The sequence below is a fragment of the Polyangium mundeleinium genome (genome assembly GCF_028369105.1).
GTDB classification, from domain to species: Bacteria; Myxococcota_A; Polyangia; order Polyangiales; family Polyangiaceae; genus Polyangium; species Polyangium mundeleinium.
Genome location: NZ_JAQNDO010000001.1, coordinates 1,971,551 through 1,995,581 on the forward strand (window position 1 = coordinate 1,971,551; position 24,031 = coordinate 1,995,581).

10 protein-coding genes are annotated in these 24,031 nt (G+C 70.8%); 3 read left to right on the forward strand and 7 right to left on the reverse strand.

What is annotated here, in order from left to right; all coding sequences use genetic code 11:
- Positions 1-140 precede the first annotated feature (140 nt).
- Positions 141-1,574, forward strand: coding sequence for an HAD family hydrolase (locus POL67_RS08085; RefSeq protein WP_271916520.1), 1,434 nt, complete (start codon positions 141-143; stop codon positions 1,572-1,574).
- Between the two features lie 48 nt (positions 1,575-1,622).
- On the opposite strand, the gene POL67_RS08090 is transcribed toward POL67_RS08085, so the two are convergent.
- The 5 genes from POL67_RS08090 to POL67_RS08110 form a co-directional block, all read right to left on the reverse strand.
- A complete protein-coding gene (locus tag POL67_RS08090; RefSeq protein ID WP_271916521.1) occupies positions 1,623-2,621 on the reverse strand; it encodes a formylglycine-generating enzyme family protein in 999 nt (332 codons plus the stop codon).
- A 10-nt stretch (positions 2,622-2,631) separates the two neighbouring features.
- Positions 2,632-7,641 (reverse strand): tetratricopeptide repeat protein, encoded by a 5,010-nt coding sequence (locus POL67_RS08095; protein WP_271916522.1) that lies wholly within the window; start codon positions 7,639-7,641, stop codon positions 2,632-2,634.
- Positions 7,642-7,673: 32 nt separating this feature from the next.
- Complete coding sequence (locus POL67_RS08100) at positions 7,674-12,422, reverse strand: tetratricopeptide repeat protein (protein ID WP_271916523.1); 4,749 nt, start codon at positions 12,420-12,422, stop codon at positions 7,674-7,676.
- 337 nt (positions 12,423-12,759) lie between these two features.
- Complete coding sequence (locus tag POL67_RS08105) at positions 12,760-13,056, reverse strand: polyhydroxyalkanoic acid system family protein (RefSeq protein ID WP_271916524.1); 297 nt, start codon at positions 13,054-13,056, stop codon at positions 12,760-12,762.
- Between the two features lie 28 nt (positions 13,057-13,084).
- Positions 13,085-13,663 (reverse strand): peptidylprolyl isomerase, encoded by a 579-nt coding sequence (locus POL67_RS08110; RefSeq protein WP_271916525.1) that lies wholly within the window; start codon positions 13,661-13,663, stop codon positions 13,085-13,087.
- A gap of 183 nt (positions 13,664-13,846) precedes the next feature.
- Here POL67_RS08110 and POL67_RS08115 point away from each other — a divergent pair, with 183 nt between their 5' ends.
- Complete coding sequence (locus tag POL67_RS08115; protein WP_271916526.1) at positions 13,847-18,193, forward strand: tetratricopeptide repeat protein; 4,347 nt, start codon at positions 13,847-13,849, stop codon at positions 18,191-18,193.
- Between the two features lie 13 nt (positions 18,194-18,206).
- Here the strand turns inward: POL67_RS08115 and POL67_RS08120 are convergent, their stop codons facing one another.
- On the reverse strand, positions 18,207-21,383 hold the full coding sequence (locus POL67_RS08120) for a VWD domain-containing protein (protein WP_271916527.1): 3,177 nt from the start codon (positions 21,381-21,383) through the stop codon (positions 18,207-18,209).
- 1,276 nt (positions 21,384-22,659) lie between these two features.
- On the opposite strand from POL67_RS08120, the gene POL67_RS08125 reads away from it, so the two are divergent.
- Positions 22,660-22,950, forward strand: a complete 291-nt coding sequence (locus POL67_RS08125; protein WP_136932029.1) for a hypothetical protein — start codon at positions 22,660-22,662, stop codon at positions 22,948-22,950.
- Between the two features lie 222 nt (positions 22,951-23,172).
- On the opposite strand, the gene POL67_RS08130 is transcribed toward POL67_RS08125, so the two are convergent.
- Positions 23,173-24,024, reverse strand: a complete 852-nt coding sequence (locus POL67_RS08130; RefSeq protein ID WP_271916528.1) for a family 16 glycosylhydrolase — start codon at positions 24,022-24,024, stop codon at positions 23,173-23,175.
- Positions 24,025-24,031 lie beyond the last annotated feature (7 nt).

The following is a 24,031-nucleotide window of genomic DNA, read 5'->3' on the forward strand; positions in this document are numbered from 1 at the left end:
CAAGCGCGCTCGCGCCGTGGAGCGGCTTTTGCGTGTGGAAATGGGAAATAGCTCACCGGGTTACCATGATGTCGTGAAAATGGTGTTCACGGGAATCGTGCTTTCCGTGGTAGGGTGCTCGCTGAAAGGGGATCCTTGCCATGATCAAGATTCGATCTTTTCTTCCCGTCGCGCTCGTTGTGGGGATGGCGACGCTGCCTTCATGCACGGACGAGGGGGAGGGCGGGTTCGGAGGAAACGGGGGAGCAGGCGCGACCGGCGGCACGGGCGCCGCGGGCGGAATGGGCGGGATGGGCGGCGTCGGTGGAATGGGCGGCGTCGGTGGAATGGGCGGGATGGGCGGCGCCGGGGGCGCGGGCGGCTCGATGGCCGCGCCCGACCTGGATACGAATCTGGAGTGGTACGGGCAGAACCGCGACGCGCTCGACAAGATGATCGACGAGGCCGGAGTGAACAGCCCGTCCTACGATCCCACGCAGAAGCCCGTCGCGATTTTCGACTGGGACAACACGGTCATCAAGAACGACGTGGGGGATCTCGTGTTCTTCTGGCTCGTGAAGAACGACAAGATCATGCAGCCGCCGAACAAGGATTGGCGCGCGACGAGCCGCTTCTTGACGAATGAAGCGCGAAACGCGCTGAGCGCGGCGTGTGGGGACCTGGCCGACGCGGGGATGCCGCTGCCGACGAGCACGAACGCGGAATGCGCGGACGAGATCCTCGCCGTGTATACGACGGCGAAGACGGTGGACGCCAAGGCGGCGTTCGAGGCCTGGAACTACCGCACGATGGAGCCGTCGTACGCCTGGGCCGCGCAGATGCAAGCGGGATACACGCCGGCCGAGATGAAGGCATTCGCGAAGAGCGCGATCGAGGAGGGGCTCGCTGCGGCGGAGGGGTCGAAGCAGACGATCGGGACGATGTCGGTCAATGCCTACGTGCGGGTTTACGATCAGATCGGGGATCTGATCGACGTGATGCAGAAGAACGGGCTCGACGTGTGGGTGATTTCGGCGTCACCGCAGCCGAACGTGGAGGCGTTCGCGGAGCGGGTGGCCGTGGGCGCGGATCACGTGGTTGCGATCCGGAACCTGCTCGACGGGGCCGGGAAGCTCACGTACGACTTCGAGGGCTGTGGGTCGGTCGTGGATGGATCGGGCAGTGGGGGGAACCCGGTCGGCAATACGATGATCACGTACATCGAGGGCAAACGCTGCTGGATGAACAAGGTGATCTACGGGGTGACCGGCCCCGACGCCGAGAAGCCGAACGCGGACATGAAGAAACGTCCGGTGTTCGGCGCGGGCGATTCGGATACGGACATTTCGTTCCTACATGACGCGACGATGTTGAAGCTCGTGATCAACCGCAACAAGAACGAGATCATGTGCAACGCGTACGCGAACTACATGGACAAGTGGATCGTCAATCCGATGTTCATCCTGCCCAACCCGCAGAAGGCCGCGGCCTACCCGTGTGCGACGACCGGGTGCAAGGACGCGACGGGCGCCGGCGTGGCGTGCGTGAACGAGGCGGGTGAGGTGATCCCGGATCAGATGGATACGGTGTTCTGAGCGCGGACGCGCGAGGGGAGGGCTCCACGCGGGGCCCTCCCCGGGCGTTCAAGGGTTTCGCACGCAACGAAAGCCGAGCCCGGGGACCTCGTAGGTATGAATGGCGGCGCCACGGAAGGACGCCTGGATGCCGAGGTTCGATCGATTCCAGCCGCCCCCGCGCACGACGTGCACGAGCACGCCGGGCTTCTGCACGTGGGGATCCGTGACCGGGTCGGCGCCATATTTGGCGTACGTGTCGTCGCACCACTCCCATACGTTGCCCGCGAGGTCGTGGAGCGTGCCGGTGGGCCAGGTGCGGTCGCCCTTCGGATGGGAACGAACGGGCGAGGTGCCGCCGCCATGGCAGCCGGAGTCGCCGCCGGGCGAGACGAGGACACCCATCGTGAAATCGGCGTGCTCGCAGGTGGGCTCGTCGTTGCCCCAGGGCCATTTGCGTCCGTCGCCGCCGGTCGCCGCCCATTCCCATTGCGCCTCGGTGGGGAGGTCTTTCCCCTGGGCCTTGCAATACTTCTTGGCCTTGTCCCAGGAGACCTCGTTGGCCGGATGATCGGGGCGGCGAGGATAATTCGCCCATACCTCGAGCGTCTTCGGCGGAGCGCAGGCCTTCGCGTCGACGCATGTCTTCATCGCCGCGACGGTGACCTCGGTCTCGTCCATGCAAAACGGGCGGGTGAGGACGACGCGGTGCGGGCGATCGGAGTCGGGCTGATGTCCCTTGCGGAGGCGGCGCGCGCCGCCATTCAAGGTAAATCCTTTGCCCATGACGAACCCGTCCGGACCGGTCTTCGGGATGTAAACCTCACCCGCGGGGCAATGCGGGACGCACGCGCCCGTGGCCTCGTCGCAGCGCTCGATCGAGGCGCAGGCGACGGCGGCACAGCGGGACGGTTCGGGCGGCGGCGCAGCCGAGGGGAGGGGCGTGGGCGCAGGCGTCAACGAGGCCGCAGATGCGGGCGGGGAGGGCGCGGGTGATGCGTCCGGGGAGGAGCAGGCGGCGGCCCCGAGGAAGAGGGCCGCCGCAGAGGGGAGCAGGCGCGAGGCCAAGCGCCTGGGATCAGTCGAGGCCGAGGCGCGCGCGTGCGTCGGCGTAGGCGTCGCTCACCGAGAAGACGATGAGCTCGCGCGCCTCGGCGTTGCGGCCGATCCAGGTGAGGCGCTCCTTGCCGGACGCCGGAGGCTGGTTCGTGTGGCCGCCGGCCCAGGCGATGCCCGTGAGCGCGATGTTGGGATCCCCGACCGCGAGCAGGCCCGCGCGTGCGCCCCAGCCGTTCACCGCGGTGTTGAGGGTCGAGGCGCGGTTGCCGATGTTGGCGATGACGTCGGTCGCGAGCGTGCGCACCTGGGGATCGAGGCTCCCCGGGAGCGCCTTCGCGACGCGCGTCGAGGCGTCGTTGAGCTTGGCCGGGTCGACCCCTTGCGGGGCAAACCCAGGGCTCAACGCCTTGAGGTACGCGGCGAGCAGCGGCCAGAGGTCGATCGGCGCGGTGCGCGCGAAGGCCGTGGCGTTCGCCTGGACGACCTTGAGCGCGCGGTGGACGAGGAACGAGCGAACCGCCTCGTTCGTCGCGGCCACGAGCGGCGCGCCGAGAACGATCGTCGGCGGATGCGCGCTCGCGGCGACGCACACCGAGCCGAGCGTGGACGACTGCAGCACCTTGAGATCCTCGATCCCGTAGGCGCGAGCGAGCTCCTTGATCTCCTCGGCGAGGTGCGCCTGCGGGGGCGGGAAGGGCGTCGCGCGGACCGACGTGACGTCGAACGGCACGGCGGTGTCGAGCATCGGCCCGGTGCGCTGCAAGAGGTCGCGGAACGCAGGCGTCATCACGTCGGGAGCGATGAGCTCGTCGAGCGAGATGTCGGCCGCCGCCACGCCCGCGCCCGCGAGCTCGACCGCGCCGCCGTCGAGGGCCGACACGCTGCCACGCGCGATGCGCGCGACCTCGGGACGGCCGCGCAGATCGGCGACGGTCGCGACGGTGCTGAAGAGGTACGGCTCGAAGCGACCGGTGCCGAGCGCGCGCCGCGCGTCGGCGACGGCACGATCGAGCAGCACGTTCGCGGCCTGCGCTTGATCGGTGCGCTGGTAGAAACTCGCGAGCGCGCCGAGCGCGACGTCGTCCTTGGGCCAGGTCTTGCGCGCCTGGAGCAAGGTCTGCTCGGCCTTCTTGAGGTCGCCCATCGCCTCGTAGATCTCGGCGAGCTGCGTCGTGCGGCGGCACTTCGCCTCGGGCTCCTCGACGTTGTTGATGAGGATCGTCTGCTGCTCGAGGGCCTTCGCCGTATCGCCGAGGTTCTTGTAGAGATCGACGAGGCGTTCACGCGCGGCCTCGTTGTTCGCGAAGCGCTTCAAGACCTCCTGGTAGGAGAGCTCGGCGCGCTCGGCGTTCGGCAGCGGGCCGTTGTAGAGGTCGCCGAGGCGCATGTAGAGCTCGGCCTGGCGCTCGGGCTCCGCGACGAGGCGCGCGAGCCGGATCCAGGCCTGCTCCGCGCCGCCCCAGTCGTCTTCCTTCGCGCAGACGTCGGCGAACGCCGTCAGAGCCTCGACGTGGTCGGGGTTTTGATCGAGCGCCGCCGCGAGGGCCTGCTTCGCCGCTGCCGCGTCGCCGACATCGGCGAGCGCGCGGCCACGCAGGACCTCCATCTCGACACGCTCGGCCGGATCCGTGACGGCATCGAGGCGACGTTCGAGGAGCGCCGCGAGCTCGGCCCGCGCGCCGCTGGCGACGTAGATCGCCTGCAAGCGCTGGAAGACGTCGAGGTACGAGGGATCGACCGCGAAGACGCTCTCAAAGGCGCTCCGCGCTCGCTCGGTCTCGCTCGTCTTGTCGGCCCAGAGCACAGCCGCGAGGTAGAGGTTGCGCACGCGCTCCTCGGCCGTCGCGCTGGTCTGCGCGGCTGCTTCGAGCGCGGTCGCAGCGCCCACCGCGTCGCCGCTCTGCTCGAGGGCGCGGGCCCGTTCGAGATGCACCACGAGGTGACCCGGGACGAGCTCGATCGCCTTGTCGAGCAGCTCGCGGGCCTTCTCGGGTTGACCCGCGCGCGCCGCGGATTCGGCCGCGCGCAGCGAGAGCGTGGCGATCTCGGAGGCGCGCTCGGTGCGGTTCGCGAGCTCGAGGTCGACCTCGAGCGCCGTCGCCTCGTCGCCACGCGCGCGGGCATGCGCCGCCATCTGGCGGAGCGCCCAGAGCCCGCGAGGCTCGTTGCGATAGGCGATCTCGACCGGCTCGCGCGTCTCGTCCCAGCCGTGAATGCGGAGGCGGAGGCGCGCGGAGAGGTGCGCGTGCGCGATGGCCTCGGGGCCTTCGAGCGTCCTCGCGAGCGTGAAGACGACCGGCTCGAGCTCCTCGTCGCGGCCGCCCGCGATGAGGGCGCTCGCGACGCGGCGGAGCGTCGGCAGGTGCGTGGGCGTCTCTTCGAGGATCGTGCGGCGCCAGAGCAGGCCGCTCGCCGCGTCGCCACGGCCGACCTCGTCGAGCTCGGCGAGGCGCTCGTACGCCTGCAGGCGCTCGACGGCATCCTCCGTCGCGCGGGCGTACTGCAAGAGGCCGTCGACGAGATCACTCGTGCCATGGCCTGCGAGCGCGGCGCGGAACGCGCAGAGCGGCGCGAGCAGCGTCTCGCCCGCAGCGATGGCTTGCCGCGCGAGGGCCGCGGCCTTCTCGAGGTCGCCGTCGCGCTCGAACTCGAGCGCGGCTTCGAGCGAGAAGCGCGCGGCGTCGGGGCCCGTGGAGGCCGCGGCGCGCTCGGCACGCCAGGACGCACGATCCGCGGGGCGCTCCGGCGAGAGGCGCTCGTAGAGCTCCCGCAGCCCGATGTCGTCGGGCCGCGCCGTGAGCGCCTGCGCGAGCAGGCGCGCCCCGTGCGCGGCGCCTTCCGGCGTGATGAGCGCCTCGCGCACGAAGTCGCGGGCCTGCTCGATCGGATCCTCGCTCGCCTGACGGCGGAGGTGGAGCCACTCGATGAGGCCGTCGCGATCGCCCACGCCGCGCGCCGTGCGCTCGCCGAGGTGCACGGAGAGCGGGAGGCGCGCGTCGATCTCGGCCGCGCCGCGGAGGAGTTTGTCGCGCTCGTCGTCGATCGAGGTGTCGGGCACCTCGACTTCGAGCAAGCGGATCGCCGCCTCCGTGAGCAGGAGCGCGGCGCGCGTGCCCGGCTCGATCGACTGCGCGAGGCCGGCGAGGACGCTCGACGCGGTCGTGGCGTCGGCGCCGGTCGCGCGAGCGCGCGTGGCGCCTTCGTGGGCCGGGTCGGACTGGCGGGCGCGATCGTACCCCTCGGCTGCGAGCTCTGCGTCGCCCGCGAGCTCGGCGAGGAGCGCGCTCGCGAGCGCGCTGTCGCGGTCCCCGTCCTCGGCGCCGCGCCACGCGGCGACGGCGCGCGCGACGTTTGCGCCGGCCTTCGACTCGAGGTCGAGCTCGAGCTTCAGCGCGCGACCCGTGCCGCTATCGGCGGCGTACTCGGTGTAGCCGAGGATCGCCGCGGCGAGGGCGTCGCTCTCGCCGAGGGGTTTGCCGTCGGGACGCGCGTCGGCGAGGGCACGGCCGAGCGACGCGGAGGCGCGTGCGCTCGGGCTGCCAGCGCCGATGACGCTGGTCGAAAGCGCGTCGGCCTCGCGGGAGGCCGCGCTCGCCGCGGCGAGCAACGGCGCGAGCTCGTCGTCGCCTGCGGCCGCTTCGACGGCCTGCTCGAAGAGCTCACGCGAGCCTCCGGTGAGCGCCGTCAAGGAGAGGCGGTCGGCAGCCGAGAACGCGATCGTGTCGCTGCCTTCGACGGCCGCGCGTGCTGCGGCGGCGTCGCCGAGCTCGATCGCGCGGGCCGCGAGGGCGCGCCGCGCGTCGGCGTCGTGCGTGCCGTCGAGTGCGCCGCGCAGGGCCTCGATCGAGCCCGGACGCGTGTCCTTGCGCGCGGCCGCGAGCATGCCCGCGAGCCAGCCCGCGCCGCCCTTGAGGGAGGCGGTGCTGCGCAGGCGCCCGAGGCTCGACACCGCGAGGGACACGTCGCCCGCTTCGAGCGCGGCGCGCGCGCGTAGCAGCGCGTCGTACGCGGAGACGACGCCGCGGAGGCCACGCGGCACCACGCCGCGGTGGATCGCGACCTGCGTGAACGCGTCGCGCAGCGCCGAGAGCTCGTTCGCCTCCGGCGCGCGCACCCTCGTGAATGTGTCGTCCGCCGTGCCGAGCGCCTCGCAGAAGCGCTGCACGTGCGGGCGCGGATCCGAGGTGAGCGAGCGTTGCGCCAGATCCATGTACTTCTGCGCGCCCTCCTCGTCCTCCTGGCGGACCCGCAGGACCTCGGCGCCGAGCACGGCCGCGTGGGCGCGCGCGTCCGGCGTCGGCGCGATGCGCGCCTCGGTGTCGAGCACCTCGAGCGTGCCTTGCCAGTCCTGATCCCGCGCGAGCAAGCCGCGGAGCTGGCGATGCGCGAGCGGAGAGCTCGGCGCGAGCTCGCGCGCCTCGGCCGCGATCGCGCGCGCCGTCTGCTCCTCGCCTGCCATCACGTAGATCTCGGACACCGCCACGAGCGCTCGCGCGCGCGCGGCCTTGTCCTCCATCGCCTCCGCTTCGGCGCGCAGCCACGCGGCCCGCTCGGCCCATGCGTCACGCTGCTGCGTGCGCACGAGGTGCGCGCTCGCGTCCTGCTCGTCGTCGAACTTGGGCGCTCCCGCGACGGGCGCGCGCTCGCGACGCGACGGCGCCACGGGGACATCGTCCACGGGCTCCGCCTCGGCCACGACCGCGGCCACCGGCGTCTCCTCGACCGCAGGCCCTGCGGGCGTGACCGCGTCGTGGGCGATCTCCTCCACGGAAGGCGGCACCTTCGTCTCCTCGACGAGGGCCTCCACCAGCCCGTCTTCCTCGGGCGGCACCGTGGGCATCTCGTCCCGCTCCCGCGCGTCCTCTTTCATACGCGCGCTCACCTCGCCAATCTCGGGCTCGTTGCGGGCGCCCCGCAGCGACTGCATCAGCTCGTCGGGCACGTGCGCCATGATGGTCGCCGCGTCGTCATCGTCGTCGTCGACAATCGCGTCCTCTGCGAGGTCGATCTCGTCTTCGGGCTCGCTCACGGGGCTTTGATCCTTTGCTCCAGAGTCGTCGCTCACCGGACACCCATGCCGAGCTTCTTGCGCAGCTCGAGGTAGCTGGGGGAAAGCACGAACGAGAGAAGGCGACGCGAGCGCTCGCTCTCGGTGACCACCGAGCCGAGCTGATCCCGCGGCACGCTCATGATGTCGCTCAGCACGATCGAGACGTCGCCGGCGGCGATCACCGCCATGCGATCCAGGCTGCGCCGTGCCGCGTTCGTCCACGCGCGCGCGTCCTGCTTGCTCGCCACGACCTTCTGGCAGACATCACCGATGCTCTTGCGGATCTTGCGCGAGATCTCCTTGTGCACCGCGCGCTGGATCTCGCCGTAGACCGCGTACCCGGGGTTCGCGACCTTGATGTCGACCTCGTTGCACGCCGCGATGACCACGGACGCGACCGTGGCCTCGTCGCGTGTGCGGAGCGAGGTGATCCCGCGCCGCAGGGCGAAGACCGTCCGCGCGATGGCCGAGCGCGCCGCCGCGTCGAGCGGCGCTGTGATCCCGGAGCCGATGACGATCGCGGGCACCTCGCCGGAGACGCCGTGCACGCCCTTCGGCTCGGAGCCGCCGACGTAGAGCTCGAAGTCACCCTCGAAGCCCACCGCGCCCATCCACTCGGCGACCGCCACGCGCAGCGGATGGCCGCCGCGTGAGTCGATGCGCTCCTTCTTGCCGACGTTCAGCGAGCCGAGCGTCGGGCCGAGCGCGAGCGTCACCGTCTCGGCCATGAGCACGAAGAGCTCCGCGATCGGGCCGTTGTCCTCCGGATCGGCGATCTCGGCCATGGCCTTCGCGTCGAGCACGATCTGAGGCCGCGTCGCGACGCGACCGTCGATCCGTTTGAGCTCCGTCGAGATCGCATCGTCGTCGCGGCCGAGCGAGACCAGGCAGCCGAGCGTCGCCTGCCGGAGCGCCGCGTCCTGCCCGGCCTGCGCGATCTTCGCGAGCCGCTCGACGCGGTCGGCGTCGCACGGATCCTCGGAGAGCTTCTGCACGAGCACGGACTTCGCGCGGCCGAGCAGGCGCTGGCGGAGCGACGCGTCGTAGCTCGTGGTGAGCACGAGATCGAGCGCCTCGCCGTCGTCCGGCGACTCGTCGAGCAGCTTCACGACCGAGGCCTCGGCCTTCAGCGGCTCGTTGATCTTGTCGCGCCAGATGGCCATCGAGAGCCGCGCGGCCTCCATGCGCCCCTCGCGCTTCTCACGCTCCTGCATGAGCTGCTCGAGGATCGCCGTCGCGCGCGACCAGGCGCCCGTCTTTGCCGCGACGCGCGCGAGGCGCTCGCGCACGGGCGGCGTGGACAGGCCTGCCTCGTGGAGACCCACGAGCACCTTGAGCGCCTTCTCCGGGGCGTTCAGCTTGTTCTCGTAGATGTCCACCGCCGCGACGCCGGACATCAGCCGCTGCTGCGCTGGCGCCTCGCCGATGCCCGAGAGCCGGCCGAGCAGATCCGCCGCCTCGGCGAACTTGCCCATCGTGATCGAGATCTCGCCCGCGAGCGCGAGCGCGCCGACGTGGTCGGGCTCGAGCATCGTGACGTTCTCGAGCGCCGAGAGCGCGCCCTCGCGATCGCCCTTCTTGCGGAGCACGCGCGCGCGCTCCCAGAAGAGCTTGCCGATCTCCGCCTCGTCGTCGGCGACGTCGAGGCGACGCCCGATGATGTCGAGCAGCTTGTCGTCCTCGTTGCGCGAACGTACGCGGCGGAAGAGTTTGTCGAAGGCGATGCTGCGGCTCGGATCCCGATCGAACGCACGGGCGAACGCGATCTCCGCGTCGTCGTGCGCGTCGGTGTGCTCGAGCAGGATGACGCCCGCGGACTCCCAGAACGCCGCGCCGCGCCCGTCGTCCTTGCTGAGGGCGCCGAGCTGCGCGAGCGAAAGCGCCGTGGAGACGTGGTCGCCGAGCGCCTCGCTCGCGGCGCGCACGCCTTCCCACGACACGATGTCGTCCTGGCGACGCTCGACGGCCGCGCGGAAGGTGGCGAGCGCCGCCTCCACGTTGCCCGCCGCGAGCTCCGACCAGCCCGAGAGCGCCGATGCGTCGCTCCCCGCCTCCTCGCCGAGCGCCCCGCCCACGTTTTGCAGGGCGAACGCGCGCCGGCGTGGATCGCAGCCGGGCATCGCGAGCTCCAGGTTCCCGAGGCGCGTCGCGTCCGACGTGCCGGCGAGCAAGGGCTGCGGCGTGTTCGGCTGATCGAGCATCGCCACGAGCGCGGCCGACGCTTCCATCGCCGACCACGGCTCGTCGTCGAGGAACGAGCCCACCGCGCGGCGCGCGGCCACCTCGGCCTCGCGATCCTTTGCAGTGAGCGACGCGCTGAGCCACTCGAGCGCGGCGTAGAGCTTCGGCTCCGCGTCCGCCCAGGCCGCCGCGCGCGACACCGCCGCGCCCGGGTCCTGATCGACCACGCGCGCCAGCCGGTACGCCTCGGCGCGGGCGATCGCCGTCGCCTCGTCGCCCTGATCCTCCAGCCGATCGAGCGCGCGATCGATCGCCGCCCGGTCACTCTGCGCATCAGGCCACGTCAGACGCGCGAGCCCCGCGGCGACCGTGATGTCGCCCGAGCCCTCGGCCTCCGCCGTCTCCAGCGCCGTGAGCGCCTCGGCGCGATCGCCCGCCTCGCCCTGGCCCACTTCCAGGCCGAAGCGCTCGATCGCGATGCTCGCCGGATCCGCGCCCGCCTCCGCGGCCGTGAGCAGCGCGCGGCGACGACCGTCGAGGCTGTCCGGATCGGCCCCGCGCAGCGCCCACGCGAGCAGCGCTGCGGCCGCCTTCGACGCGCTGCCACGCGCCTGCTCGATGAGCTCGATCGTCTTCTGCCGATCGCCGATCCGCCACGTGAGAAGCGCGGCTTCCAGGTAGAGCGCGGCGCCGAGCTCGATGTCCTCGGTCGTCGTCGCGCACGTCGACAGGATGTTCGACGCGGACGCGAGGTCCCCTGCGCGGCGCTCGAGCTCCGCGAGGAAGAGCGCGACCACCTCGTCCGACGGTGACGCCTCGTGCAGCTCGCGCAGCCGCGCGCGCGCCAGCTCGGTGTTGCCCGAGCGCGTGCTGCGCAGTGCAGCGACCACCCACAGGCCACGCGCGAGCGTCGGGTCCGTCTCGACCTTCGCGAGCTCCTCGATCGTCGACGCGAGCGGCCGGACTGCGATCACCTCGCCCGGCTCGGCCTTCTTCGCGCCGAGCGCGTATGCCGCGAGCACACGGCCGAGCCACGTCGAGGCGTCGCCGTCGAGCGTCGCGAGCTTCGCGAACGCCTCGGCTGCGCCGTCCGCGTCGCCGCGGAGCGCACGGCTCCGGCCGAGCTCGAACCAGAGGCTCGCCTCTTCGCCGGGCTCCGCGCCGCTCGCGACGAGCTCTGCCGTCACCTGCTCGTACCACGCCGCGTCGCCGCGGACGGAGGCGAGCGTGCGGGCGATCCGCGCGAGCAGCGGCGCCGGCGTGCCGAGCGCCGCGGCCCGACCGAGCGCTGCCTTCGCGCCGTTCGAGTCACCCGCCTGGCAAGCCCACACGTAGGCCGCGATGATCTCCGCGCGCGCCTTCGCCTCGTTCGTCGAGCACGACGCGCCCGACGCTTCGAGGGATCGCGCGAGCGCTGCCGGATCCTGCGCGTCGCTCAGCAGATCGAGCTCGAGCGCGCGCGCCATGATCGACGCCGGGTCCGCTTCGAGCGCGCTGCGCAGCGCTTCGAGCGCGCCGTCCCGGTCGTTGTCGAGCATCGCTGCCTCGGCGATGCGCAGCCAGAGCGCTGCTGCGGCCGGGCCCGGGACGCCCGCGCCCCGCGCGAGCTCGGCCCGCGCGAGATCCGCCGCGCCCTTCGCGTCGCCGTTCGCCTCCAGCGAGGCGAGACGCGACCGCGCGATGACCGACGACTGCGGCAGTTGCTCGGCGGCCCGCGCGAGCAGCTTCACCCAGCCCTCTTGATCTCCTGCGCGCCGCTTCAGCTCGGCTGCGCGCAGCCATGCGTCGGCCGCGTACTCGGCGCGCCGCGCGAAGCGGGGCACGCCGCTCGCGTCGCCGCGCGCTTCGTCTTCGAGGGCCTCCTCGATGAGCTGCGCTTGCCCTTCGAGGGCCCGCGCCAGCGCCGTCGGGTTGTCCTCCCGCGCCGAGATCGCTTCGAGCGTCACCTGCGACCGGAACTGGCCTTGACCATCCAGCGCGGCGGCGGCGTCGATCAGATCGTACGCACGCTGCGCATCGCCGGCCTTCGCCGAGAGCTCCGCGAGCTCGATGAACAGGTACGCCTTCCACGTCGGATCGCTGGCGAGCTCGGCGCGCGCCTCGATGGCGCGCATGCGGCCGGGCAGGTCGCCGTCCTTCGCCGCGATGAGCTCGAGCTCGAGCCACGGCGTCGGGTCCTCGGGGCTCGCGCTGACGGCCTCTTCGAGCGCTTCTTTCGCGCCCGGAAGATTCTGCTCGTAGTCCTGCAGGAACGCGGCGCGCTCCCAGAACGCGCGTGCGCGCTCCTCCGGGGTCACCGAGGCGCGTGTCAGCGCTTCGAGCAGTTTCCCGAGGTTCTTGATGGACTTGCGTCGGGTCAGGATCCGGACGAGGGACTCGAGCGGCTCGCGGAACTGCGGGTCCGCGTTGAACGCCGCGAGGTAGTCCCGCGCGGCGGACGGCTCCTCCCCGTGCTTCTCCTCGAGGACGCCACACTCGTGCAGGAGCAGGGCTTGGAGCGCCTGATCCTCCTGCGCGGCGTGCTCGGACCGTAAACGATTGAGGAAGGCCGCCGCATCCTCGGCCTGCCCCGTGGGCATGGGTGTCTCTACCGTCATTGGGCTCGACGCGCCTCCCGCGGAGACGGGTTTCTGGTCCATTGCATGCTGCGTGGGGAGACTAGCCAAACGGTGCGTCGGGAGTAAAGCGTGCTCGCGACGGATCGCGACGATCCCGCGCCCCTCCGCGCGGTTCGCCTTCTCTCGCCGCGCGGAGAGGGGGGAGAGGGGTGAGGCTCGTGCCTGCTCGCTCGCTCAGAGGGTGTTCCGCAGGCGTCGCGAGCGGCTCGATGCTAGGGAGGCCGAGCGAGGCGTACACTGTACGTCGAGCGAGGCCGACCGACGCGTCGAGCCGCGCAGCAGCCTGCGGAACACCCTCTCAGCCCTTGCCGAGCATCGCGTCGAGCTTCTCGTGCAGCTTGGACTCGACCACGGGGCGCATCGCGCGGAGCAGGAGCGGCAGCTCCACCCGGATCCGCACGGCCTCCGCGGTCACGCGCACCGACCCCCGCGTCCCCTTCGCGGGCCCGCTCGGCGCGTCCAGACACAACTCGTCGCCTTCCCAGCGCCAGCGCACCCCGCGGCGCTGCTCCAGGCGCCGCGCCAGGTCTTCCGCGCGCCGACGCGCCGCGTCCTGGCTCATGCCGTGGGGTTTCAGGATGTCGATCTGCGCCATCGCGTCCGTCCCCTCTGCCTTCGTGGGCTTACTCGACCCGCTGCAGGATCCAGTAGCCGCGCGGCGTGTCCACGACCTCGCTCACCGCGCCCTTGGCCAGGCTGAAGAGAACATACTCCGGCGCAGGCTCCAAAATTCCGCGCGGCAGCCGCCCCGCGTTCTCCATCGAGCCCTTGTCGCCCTTCGCCACCGCCGCCTTGAAGTCCGTCTTCGCCTCCTCGGCGAGCTGCTTGGCGAGCGTCAGCGCCTCCTCGCGCGGCCGCGCGTTCGGCGGCGCGCCCTGGGCGCCCTTGTACTGCACGAGGACCACCCCGAAGATCACCGACTTCGGCGCCTCGCCCGCGAGCGGCGGCGGCGCCTCGCCCGTGAGCAGCAGCGTCCCGCCTGCGTCGACCGGACCTCCCGGCTCCACCTCGCCGCTCGCACCGGCGTCCGAGGGCTCCGCGCCTGCGTCCGCGGTCGGCGTCTCGCCTGCGTCGCTCGGCGTGCCTGCGTCGGCGGCGGCCGTCTCGGTGGACGTGCTCCCCCCGCGACCGCGCGGAATGGCGACGAGCGCGATGGCCCCGAGGACCAACACGGCGAAGAGGAAGGCGGTCGCTTTCTGCATGGGGCGAGCGCGTTAGCACATTTCCCCGGCCCAGCGGAAGCGCGCGACGAATCTGCGCCGCTCGGCCGCCCGCTGCCTCCGCGCCCGCCGTCCCCCTCGTGTCGCAAATGAGCCGCGAAGCCTCAAACCCTGGTAGAAGTGACGAACGCGGAACCATCGCGCGCCCCAGGGCCCCTCGAAGGCATGAGCATGGTCAAGGTCGAGTGCGACGCCTGTAAGTCGCCGTACCAGGTGGAGGAACGACGGATCCCGGCGACGGGGCTCAAGATGCGCTGCTCCAAGTGCGGCAACAGCATCTTGGTGCGCAAGCCCGCGGAGGCCGCGGAGGGCCTCGGAGACGCCGAGGAGATCGATCTCCCCTCGCCGGTCGCGCCGCGCGCGAAGGCGGGCACCGAGCGGATGATGCCGCGCCCCGCGCCGGGCAAGGCGCCTGCCGCGCCGGTCGCGCCGAAGCCGCCCGTGCTCCCCGCCGTCAAGCCGAAGCCCGCTACGCCCGCACCCGCGCCGAAGCCCGCCGCCGCGCCCGCGCCGAAGCCCGCCGAGGCCACGGAGCTCGAGCTGTGGAGCGGCGACGACGATCCTGGCTTCGGCGAGATCGATCTTCCCTCGCCCGCGAAGGCCACCGTGCGGCAGATGCCCGCCGCGTCCGTGCCCGCGCCCGAAGCCGAGGAGGAAGAGCTCGCGGACCTGCCCATGCCCGCGAAGGCCACCGTGCGGCAGATGCCCGCGGTCGTGAACGAATTCCCTCTCGATGATGAAGAGGAGGAGGACGCGGCGCTCGCGGCGATCGAGATGCCCGCGTCGTCGCCGAGCAAGCCGACGGTCCGGCAGATGGCGACCCCGGTGACGGCGTCGCTCGAAGTGGATCTGCCCTCGCCGTCGCCTTCGCCCTCGCCTGCGCGTGCGGCCGCGGCCAGGACGCCGCCGCCGCCGAGCCCTCCGAAGCCAGTCGACAAACCGACCGCGCCCGCGCGTCCTGCGGCGAAGGGTTTTGGCGAGATCGACCTGCCCTCGCCCGCGCGCCCCGCCGCGCCGAAGCCGCCGCCGCCGAAGCCGGACGAGAAGCTCACCGCGCCCGCGCGCCCCGCGGCCAAGAGCGCGCCCGAGCCCGAGGTCGATCTCCCGAGCCCCGCGCGTCCCGCGCGCCCCGCGCCGCCCGCGGCGAAGGGCTTCGGCGAGATCGATCTCCCCGCGCCGGCGAGGCCCCCCGCCGCGCGCCCCGCGCCGCCTGCGGCGAAGGGCTTTGGCGAGATCGATCTCCCCGCGCCGGCGCGCCCGCCCGCGAAGAAGGAGCCCGCCGATCTCCCCGCGCCGGCTCCGCCGGGCCCGAAGCACCGCTCCTCCGGCGCGACGCCCGCGGCGCTGCGCGCAAAACCCCTGAGCAGCTTCGACCTGCCTGCCGTCACGGCCGACACCGCGCTCGACCTCGGCGCGTTCGGCGAGATCGAACTGCCCGCGCCCGACCTCGGCACGTTCGGCGAGATCGAGCTGCCCACGCCCGATAGCGGCGCGTCGTTCGGCGACCTCGAGGCCCCGCTGTCGCCGCCCGCGGGCGCTGCGCGCAAGCTCGACCCCGGCGCGACCGTGCCGGTCGCTGCGATCGCGGCCTTCGACCCGGGCGACCTGAGCGAGCTCGAGTTCCCCCTCGCGAGTGCCCCTCCGCCTCCCCCTGCGTCCTCGCCGCGCGCCGCCGTGCCCGTGACGTCCGGCTTCGAGCTCGACGACGCGGCCTTCGACGCGGCCTTCGCCGATCCTCCGCCGAACAAGGCCGCCGCCGCGCCCAAGCCGCCCACGCCCGAGCCGCCGAAGAGCACGCGCGCCGCGGGCCCCATCTCGGCGCCGGGCGAGGAGTTTTCCCTCGGCGAGCCGGACATGGACCTCTCGACGGGCGCGCCGATCAGCACGGGCGCGCCGCCCGCGCGCGCCCCCATCCACGCCGCCGACGAGCCCGACGAGCCCGCACCGCCGCCGGACAGCAGCGCCAGCATCGGCGACGAGGTCGACCTCGTGCCGGGCGAGTCCGACGGCCTCGACGCGCTCGGCAAGCGCGACAAAGCCCCGAAGAGCCTCGCCAAGCCCGCCGCCGGTGACAAGCGCCCCCGCGGACGTGGCCGTGTCTACGGCATCGGCGCGGCCGTCCTCATCGCGATCGGCGGCGGCGCCCTCGCGTTGCTCCCCGACATCGGCCCGTTCGGCGCGCACGCCGTGAGTGATCTCGTGAACGCCTCCGCGCACGCCGAGGCGCTCACCGGGCTCGAAAAGAACACGCAGGCCACGCTCGACGAAGACACCGCCGCCGCGGCCGCGCGCGGGCTGGAAGCTGCCAAGGCCGCGCAGCTCTCGCGCCCGCGCCACCGCCCGACGGCCGCGTATGCTGCGTTCGTCGCCTTCTCGCGCAGCCTCCGCCATGGCCGCCGCGGCGAAGACGAGACCCTCGGCAAGCAGCTCCTCGGCCAGACCGAGAGCCCGAGCCGCGAGCGCACCCTCGCCGTCGCCGCGCAACACGCGCTCGCGGGCCGCCTCGATCCGGCCCGCCGCCTCGCCAAGGACGCGCTCGACGCCGATGCGAACGACATCGACGCCGCTGTCCTCCTCGGCGAGATCGAGCTCGCCTCCGGCTCCATCGCCGACGCGCTCCCCGCCTGGAAACGCGCCGTCTCGATCCGCAAAGGCGCCCGCTCCCTCTACGGCCTCGCGCGCGCCGAGCTCGCGAAGGGCGACGCCGTGGCCGCCGAGAAGAGCGCCCGCGCCGCGCTCGAAGCCTCTCCGAAGCACGCTGGCGCCCGCACCTTGCTCGCCTCGATCCTCGGCCGCGACGCTGCCAAGGAAACCGAGGCCCTCGACCTCCTCGGCAAGGTCACGGCCGAGGGCGACATTCGTGCTTCCGGCAGCGACCGCGAGCTCGTCGACGCCTACCTCGAAACCGGCCGCATCCACCTCGCCCGTTCGCGCATCACCGCGGCCGAGCAGGCCTTCGCCGCCGCGCTCAAGATCGACCCGCGCAGCGCCCCTGCGCTCATCGGCGACGGCGAGCTCTTCTACCGATCGAGCCGCTTCTCCCAGGCGCTCCTCCGCTTCGAGGAGGCCACGCGTGTCGACGAGAGCAGCATCCCGGCCCGCATTGGCGCGACGAAGACCCTCCTCGCGCTCGAACGCCTCAAGGACGCGAAGGCGCTCGCCGAAAAGCTCCGCGCCGACAAGCCCGACGCCGCCTCCTCCGCGTACTGGCTCGGCCGCGCCGAGGACGCGCTCGGCAACAAGAAAGAGGCCGAGGCCCTCTACCTCCAGGCCATCAAGCTCGGCGGCATGCAGACCGAGGCTGTCGAGGCGTACGTCGCGCTCGCCTCGATCCTCGCGGCCGCCGGCCGCAACGACGAGGCCCAGGCCAAGCTCGCCGAGGCCAGCGCGAAATTCCCCGACCTCGCGGCGCTCCACCGCGCGAAGGGCGAGGTCTTCTCGCAGGCGGGCCGTTATCCCGAGGCGCGCACCGAATTCGAGGCTGCGCTCGCCAAGGAGGACGACCTCGGCACGCGATTCCGCCTCGGCATCACGCTCCGCCGCATGGGCGCCTTCGAGGACGCGCAAAAGGTCTTCGACCAGATCGCGGCCGTCGACAAGGCGTTCCCGGGCCTCTCGCTGGAGCGTGGCCTCTTGTACGAGGAGACGGGCCAGAGCGAGCGTGCGCTGGAGATGTATGCGGCGGCGCTGGAGAAGGCGCCGACGGACATCGACCTCAAAATGCGCGTCGGCTCGGCGCAGGTCATGGCGGGCCACGCGGCGCAGGCCGAGCCGATCCTGCGTGAGGTCTTGAAAGAGCGCGCCGGCTCCGCGGACGCGAACCATTTCCTCGGCCGGGCCCTGCTCTTGAAGGGCGGCAGCAGCGCCGCGGGCGAGGCGATCCGCTTCCTCGAACGGGCCACGGAGATCGACGGCAATCGCGCCGAGTATTTCCTTTACGTCGGCTGGGCGGCGAACGTCCTCGGCCAGTTCCCGAAGGCCGAGGCGGCGTTGAAGCGCGCCTTGGAGCTCGATCGCGAGCTCGCGGACGTGTACTGGCAACGCGGCGTCTTGGCCCACAAGCAGGGCCGCACGCTCGACGCCCTGGCGGACCTGGAGATCGCCTTGCAAAAGCGCCCCTCCCGGCACGAAGCGCACGCCACGATGGCGCTCTGTTACCAGGAGCTCGGCCGCTGGCCGGAGGCGCAGACGGCGTGGCAAAAGGCGATCGCCGGCAATGGCACGGTGGCCGAGTGGCATTACCGGCTCGGGAAGATCTTCGAATCGAACGGGAACAAGCTCGCGGCGACGCCGGAGCTCGACAAGGCCGTGGAGCTGCTCGCGCAGAAGGGCGGGCCGGCCGAGAACTGGCAGGCCGACGCGTATTTCCTCCACGCCGAGGCCATGCGCACCACGGGGCAAAAGGACAAGGCCGTGAAGAGCTACCTCCGGTTCAAGGAGGTGGCGACGATGGACAATGCGTACCGGACCGATGTGGAGCGGGCGTTGTTATCGCTGGGGCACGGGCCGTAGGTAGGCCGCGGGCCTATTGAAAGCTCACCGAGATGTTGTCGAGGCCCCAGCCCTCGTCGCCGACGCCTTGCAGCATCATGGCGCCGAATTCGAACATGACCTCGCTCTGCGTGTGCGGCAGCGCGTGGCTCAGGTGGTAGACGGAGTCGAGCGGCTGGCCACTCCACAGGTAGCCGAGTGAGTTCACCTCGGTCGCGCCCGAAAGGCCGGGGTGGGAGGTCGGCGGCGTGCCCCAGTTGTCCGGATACGACTGCGCCCCGTTTGGCCCGTTTGCGAACGTCGTGCCCATGACGAAGACGCTGTCCATCTTGAGCCCCCATCCATCCGGCCCGGCGTTGCCGTCCCAGCTCTGGATCACGTAGAGATCGAACGCCAGCGTGATGCTCTCGTGCGGCGGCAAGTGCGCGAGCGTCAGCTTCATCGTGTGGTTGTCGAACTGCCCCAGGAACTTCGTCGCTGGACGGCTCCCGCCGGGCGTCTCGGAGACGAGGGCGGCCGGCAGTGCGCCCGAGACGAGGCTCCATTCGGATCCCACCGCGCCCTCGAAATCGTTGAAGTAGCTCCCCATCGTGGCGATGGGCAGGGGCGCGTTCACGAGCGCGGTTGCGTACGACGCGTCGTTCGTCGAGGCCACGTCGAGGATGCATGCATTGAGGAGCCCCGGGTCCGTGACGCCCGCCTGCGTGCAGACCTGCTCGGCGGCCGTGTACGCTGCGGGCTCGAGCGATTGCGCGCTCGTCGGCTGCGCCGGGAACGCCAGATCCGTGTACGTCGCCGTGCTCTCCCCTGCCGCATAGTCGAAGAGCGACTCCACCTGCGAGATTCTCCAGCCATCGGCGAAGGTGTCGTGCAGGACCTCGTGCGAGAGCGGCTGCTCGAGTGGTGTGCCGTCGCGCAGGGCGAACTCGTTCGAGGGGATCCCATCGAAGTTGCCGAGCAGGCCGCTGACCTGCCCCGAATGCAGGTCGGTGAGCTTCAGCTGGAGGTCGATGCGATCGCCGGGATGCACGCGGACGACCAGCTTGTCGCCGCTGCTCCAGCGCACCACGAAATCGTGACCGCGATACGAGACCGTGCCGCCGTCGAGCGGGATGCTCCCGACGCTGGAGAGGGGCACTTCGGCGCCATCGACGACGAGGCGCATCGAGGGGCGCGCGTGGAGGGCCACGCGCTGCAGGCCGACGCGCGCCGCTACCGCGGTGTTCACGGCGATCGAGTTCGAGCTGCCGACGGGCTCCTGGCGGACCTGGGCCGTCAGCGTCGGCGTCGCCGCGAGCACGAATTCCCCGACGGACTGGAGGTCGTACAAGAGCCCATCGAACGTGACGAGGTGGGGATCGCCCGTGCTGCCCCCGCCCGTCGTGGGCGGCTCGGGGTCGCCGCCGCCGCCTCCACCGCCACCCCCACCGCCGCCGTCGCCGCAACGTCCGCATACCGCGCAGGCATTGGGGCAGCAGTCGCCGAACACGACGCAGAGCGGATCACAATGGCAGCCTCCGCCGGCGCTGTTGCATTCGTTCGGCGAGCAGAGGCCGTCGAAGCAGTCGACCGCGCAGCTCACGGCGTTCTCGTCCGCCTCGCAGACCCCGTTTCCGCAGCAGGTGGTCTCGGCGCTGCTCGAATAAAACCACGTGGGATCCCAGAAGCTCGACTTGACGACGCTCGCTTGCGTGGCGTTGTCGATGATGAAGCCGAACTCCGAAACGGCGCCCCCGCAGTAGCTATCCATGAGCCCGCCCGGGTAGAGGTTCTGCGAGCCGATGTAGAACGCTTGCTCGTCGATCATCACGAACTTGGAGTGGTTCGTGTACTCGATCCCGTCCGCCCACGTGGGAGCGAAGGCGTGCCTGAACTCCGCGACGTGCACCTTGCCGCAATAAAGCTGCTCCGCCGTGGCGTACCCGAGCGCGGCGAGCTCGCCCGGGGGGATGGGGTCCTCGAGGAAGAACTGTTCGAGCTGCTGGGCCGTCCAGTCGACCGTCCATCCATTCTGGTAAAACCCCCCATCGAGGACGATCTTGACCTCGACTCCGCGGCGGATCGCGGCGCGTAGCTTCTCCCAGAGTTGATCGGAATAGGAGTGGTACCGGCAAATCGGAGAGGCGAACAGATCTTGCTGGCTGATGAGGATCGACGTTTGCGCCGCGTCGATGAGCGCATAAAGCGCCCGGTCACCAGCCAGCGAATCGCCGACGTCTCCGATGTTGGTCCCCGAGGTGCCGACCGAGATGACGCGGAGACGGGCGTGCGGGATGCTGGGCGGCGCCGTGAACCGATCAAGACAAGCGCCAGCATTGAGGTGGATGGGGGTCTTGGGGACGCTGATCCAGTGCGCGGGCCATGCGTTCTCACAATCCATGTCCTGGAGCTGGTTTACGTACTGCTGCGCGTGCGCGGCGGCGGCGCCGCGGAGCCGAACGGAGAGATCGTGCACGGGCGACAGGCGGTCGATGTAATCGTGGGCCCACAGATTGATCCCGCCCGCGATGACCTCTTGGCCATCCGCGGCGACGATCTTCGAGTGGTTGAGCGGGAAGTCCCAGAACACGAGATGGCTCGGCATCCTCCCTGCGGAGACGCGGATGCGAAGGTCGGCCAGGAAGGGCGCCGTCACCTTGTCGACGATCTCCTCTGGCTCGAGGCCGCCATGGCCCGTGACGAACCGGACGTGCAGCCGGGGCGCCCAGGGCTCCGCCGGCGGCGGGATCGGCGCCTTGCTGTTCAGCTTCTCGAGGGCCCCGGTGATCGCCTCCAGGAATCTGTCGTCATGGAACGACAGGCTCGTGATATCGACGTATTGCTCCCCGCTCAGGATGACGTCGACGATCTCGTGGAGGTAGTCGTCGGAGTGATTGAGCGGCAGGGCGTTGTTGCCCCACCACCGCTGGTGGGGGAACTGGAGCAGGCCGACCATCGTGTTGTTGCACGAGGAATCCCAGTAGCGGCCCGGGGGCTCGGCCGCGTCGAGCGCGGCGATGACCTGGTCCCCGATCGTCGAACCGTTGCACCAGAGCTGCAACGGCGGCGCCGGCACCTCCACCTCCACGGGCGCCTCTTTCCTCCCCTGCGGTCCCCCTGTCCACGGAGCCCCGTTGTTGTTGGCGAGGGCGCCGCTCGCGTGTGCTGCAATCGTGGACGCGGCGGCGAGCGCGAGACACGCCTCTCGGCGGAAACGATGTGTCTGTTTCACGGGGAAACCTCCGGGACGGAACCATGACGAGACGAACGCGAAGGCGAACGCGAAGGGGGGATGCTCACATCCGCATGGGTTGATCAAGATATTTGTAGGCGGGCTGAGGATGTTCGCGGGGGCTATGCCAAGGGGACGGGCGGGATTGGCGTCCACGCCCGGGGCAACGTGAACGAGGTGCCGAGAGGTCGAAGGCACGCTCGCCGGGCTTGTCGCAAGGGCTGGGAGGTTGTCGACGTGCTCGCCGGGCATGTCGGCAAGGGCTGGGGTGGTTGTCGACATGCGCGCCGGGTTCGTCGGCAAAGGCTGGGGAGGTTGTCGACATGCGCGCCGAGCTCGTCGGCAAGGGCTGGGGTGGTTGTCGACATGCGCGCCGGGCTCGTCGGCAAGGGCTGGGGTGGTTGTCGACATGCGCGCCGGGTTCGTCGGCAAAGGCTGGGGAGGTTGTCGACATGCGCGCCGGGCTTGTCGGCAACGGCTGGGGACTTTGTCGACATGCGCGCCGAGCTCGTCGGCAAGGGCTGGGGAGGTTGTCGACGTGCGCGCCGGGCTCGTCGGCAAGGGCGGGGGAGGTTGTCGACGTGCTCGCCGTGGTGGCCGGCAACGGTTGGGGACTTTGTCGACATGCTCGCCGGGCTCGTCGGCAACGGTTGGGGACTTTGTCGACATGGTCGCCCGTGGTTGCCGGGGGGGAGTCCCGTAATTACGGCAGTCGGAGTCCAAATGACGGCAGTCTGTACCGCCCTTTCACCCGCCCTCGACCCGCTCCCCTGAACACGTGTGCTCGGATCGACCGTGATTGGCCCGGCTTGCCCGCGTCGGAGAGCGCGCCCGCGACGTCGCTCCTCCCGCTTGGATCGATCGGATGCGCGCGGTGGTCGTGGGATGTTGACAAGGCTCCCGGGGGTGACGTAAGCTGATATACGGGACATGCGGACCTTTCTTGCACTCTTCTGTGTAGCGGTCCTCGTGGAGGGGTGCGTTGACGAGCCCAGGAGGCGACCACCCTGCACGGATCCAGACGAATGTGCCGTGCAACGAGACAACTGCTTCAACGGCTGCGCCCAGCGTCATGCCCCAGTAAGCTGTGCAGATTGCTGTAACAGTGTGTTCAGGAGCTGCGATGATTGCAAATCATGGAACTTCGAGTCGTGCAGGTGACTCGTTCAAACCCGGACTCGCAGCCATCCTCGTGGGCGGACTGCTCGCATTGTTCTGCGGATGCGGACGAAATGCGCCCCATCAACTCGTCCTGCGATACGATGAGGTGGCCCACGTGAGTGGATGCAACATCCGCCTCATTCAGATCACCATCCGTGACGATGGCTACGAGCCGTTCGCGGCTCTCAATTACAATTGCGGAGGCTTACCGGAGTCGGACCTGTTCGAGAAGAATTGGTCGAAGGACTATCTCCCGCCCCTCGGGTTCACGATGAACGTCGGGGATTGTCAGCTCTTCAAGGACACGTTCTACTGCGTCGAGGCCATCGAAACCGACAAGGTGACGCTCCAGGCGACGTACAAGTGGGCCAACCCAGACCATTCGCGAATCGAGCGGATCAAGTAATCTGCAAAGGCCCCGCCCCATCCACGCGCCTGTGCATCTCCAGGCACGCCTGATCCACCATCCCGCGCATCATCCGCGGCGCGACCCCGAGCACCGGACGCCCTGAGACGCATAACGGGCATTCCGCGCGGACGTCGCGGATCCGGGCCAACTCCACGCAGGAGCACGGCTGGCCGAAGTCAGCGGGTCGCCTCACGGGGGCTGCCGCCCTTCATCGAATCATCACGGGCCGCTCGAGAGCCGGTACGTCGCGATCCATTGGTAACGGCTGCTCCGCGGCAGTTCGGAGGGATCGAAGGCGCCGGCCCATGGCACCGCGTCCGAAACCCACAGGTTGGCCCGCACCTCTTGCGGGTGCTCGAGTTCACGCAAGATCACCGCGTCGGTGAAGCGGTGCAATTCGCGCCCGTCCACCCAGTAGGCGATGCGATCGGGCAGCCATTCGATCTCCCAGGTGTGGAAATCGGCGGAAGCATCGAAGTCGAGGTCCACCCTCTTCTCCGTTTGGTGCTTCGTCCCGCCATCGTCCACCCAGTGGAGCGCAAACTGCACGGCTTGGGTCCCGCCGACGAACTCGATGTCGATCTCGGCGGTCTCGAGCAGCTTCGTGTAGCTGGCGTCGAACTGGTAGAAGGCGGTGAAAAACGAGGCGACCATGCCCGGGCGGGCGGTGGGGCGCATGCGCGTGAGGAAGCGCCCGAACTTCTGCGCGCCGGTCCGAGCGTACTCCGCGCCCAGAATCGTGCGATCCGAGTCGATGACGGTGTCGCCGCGCGCGGTGAGCCACAGATCGAGGGCGCCCTCGCTGGTGCGGACGTTCGAGGGATGGAGCCAGGCGAGGTTCGAGCCAAAGGTCCAGTCACCGAGCGTCGAGGGACCGAGCCCCTGCTCGAAATCATCCAACCACGAGAGCTCGTACGCGATGCCGCCGCGCGTGGCGCGTGGGGGGAGCTCGCTCTCGTGCGTGGGGGCGAGGTCGCCTTGGGGCGAATCGGGGAGGTCGGTTCGTGGAGCAGGAGCCGGTGCGCAAGCCGCGGCGAGGGCGGCCGAGCAGAGGACGAGCGTGGCGCGCATCCTGCGG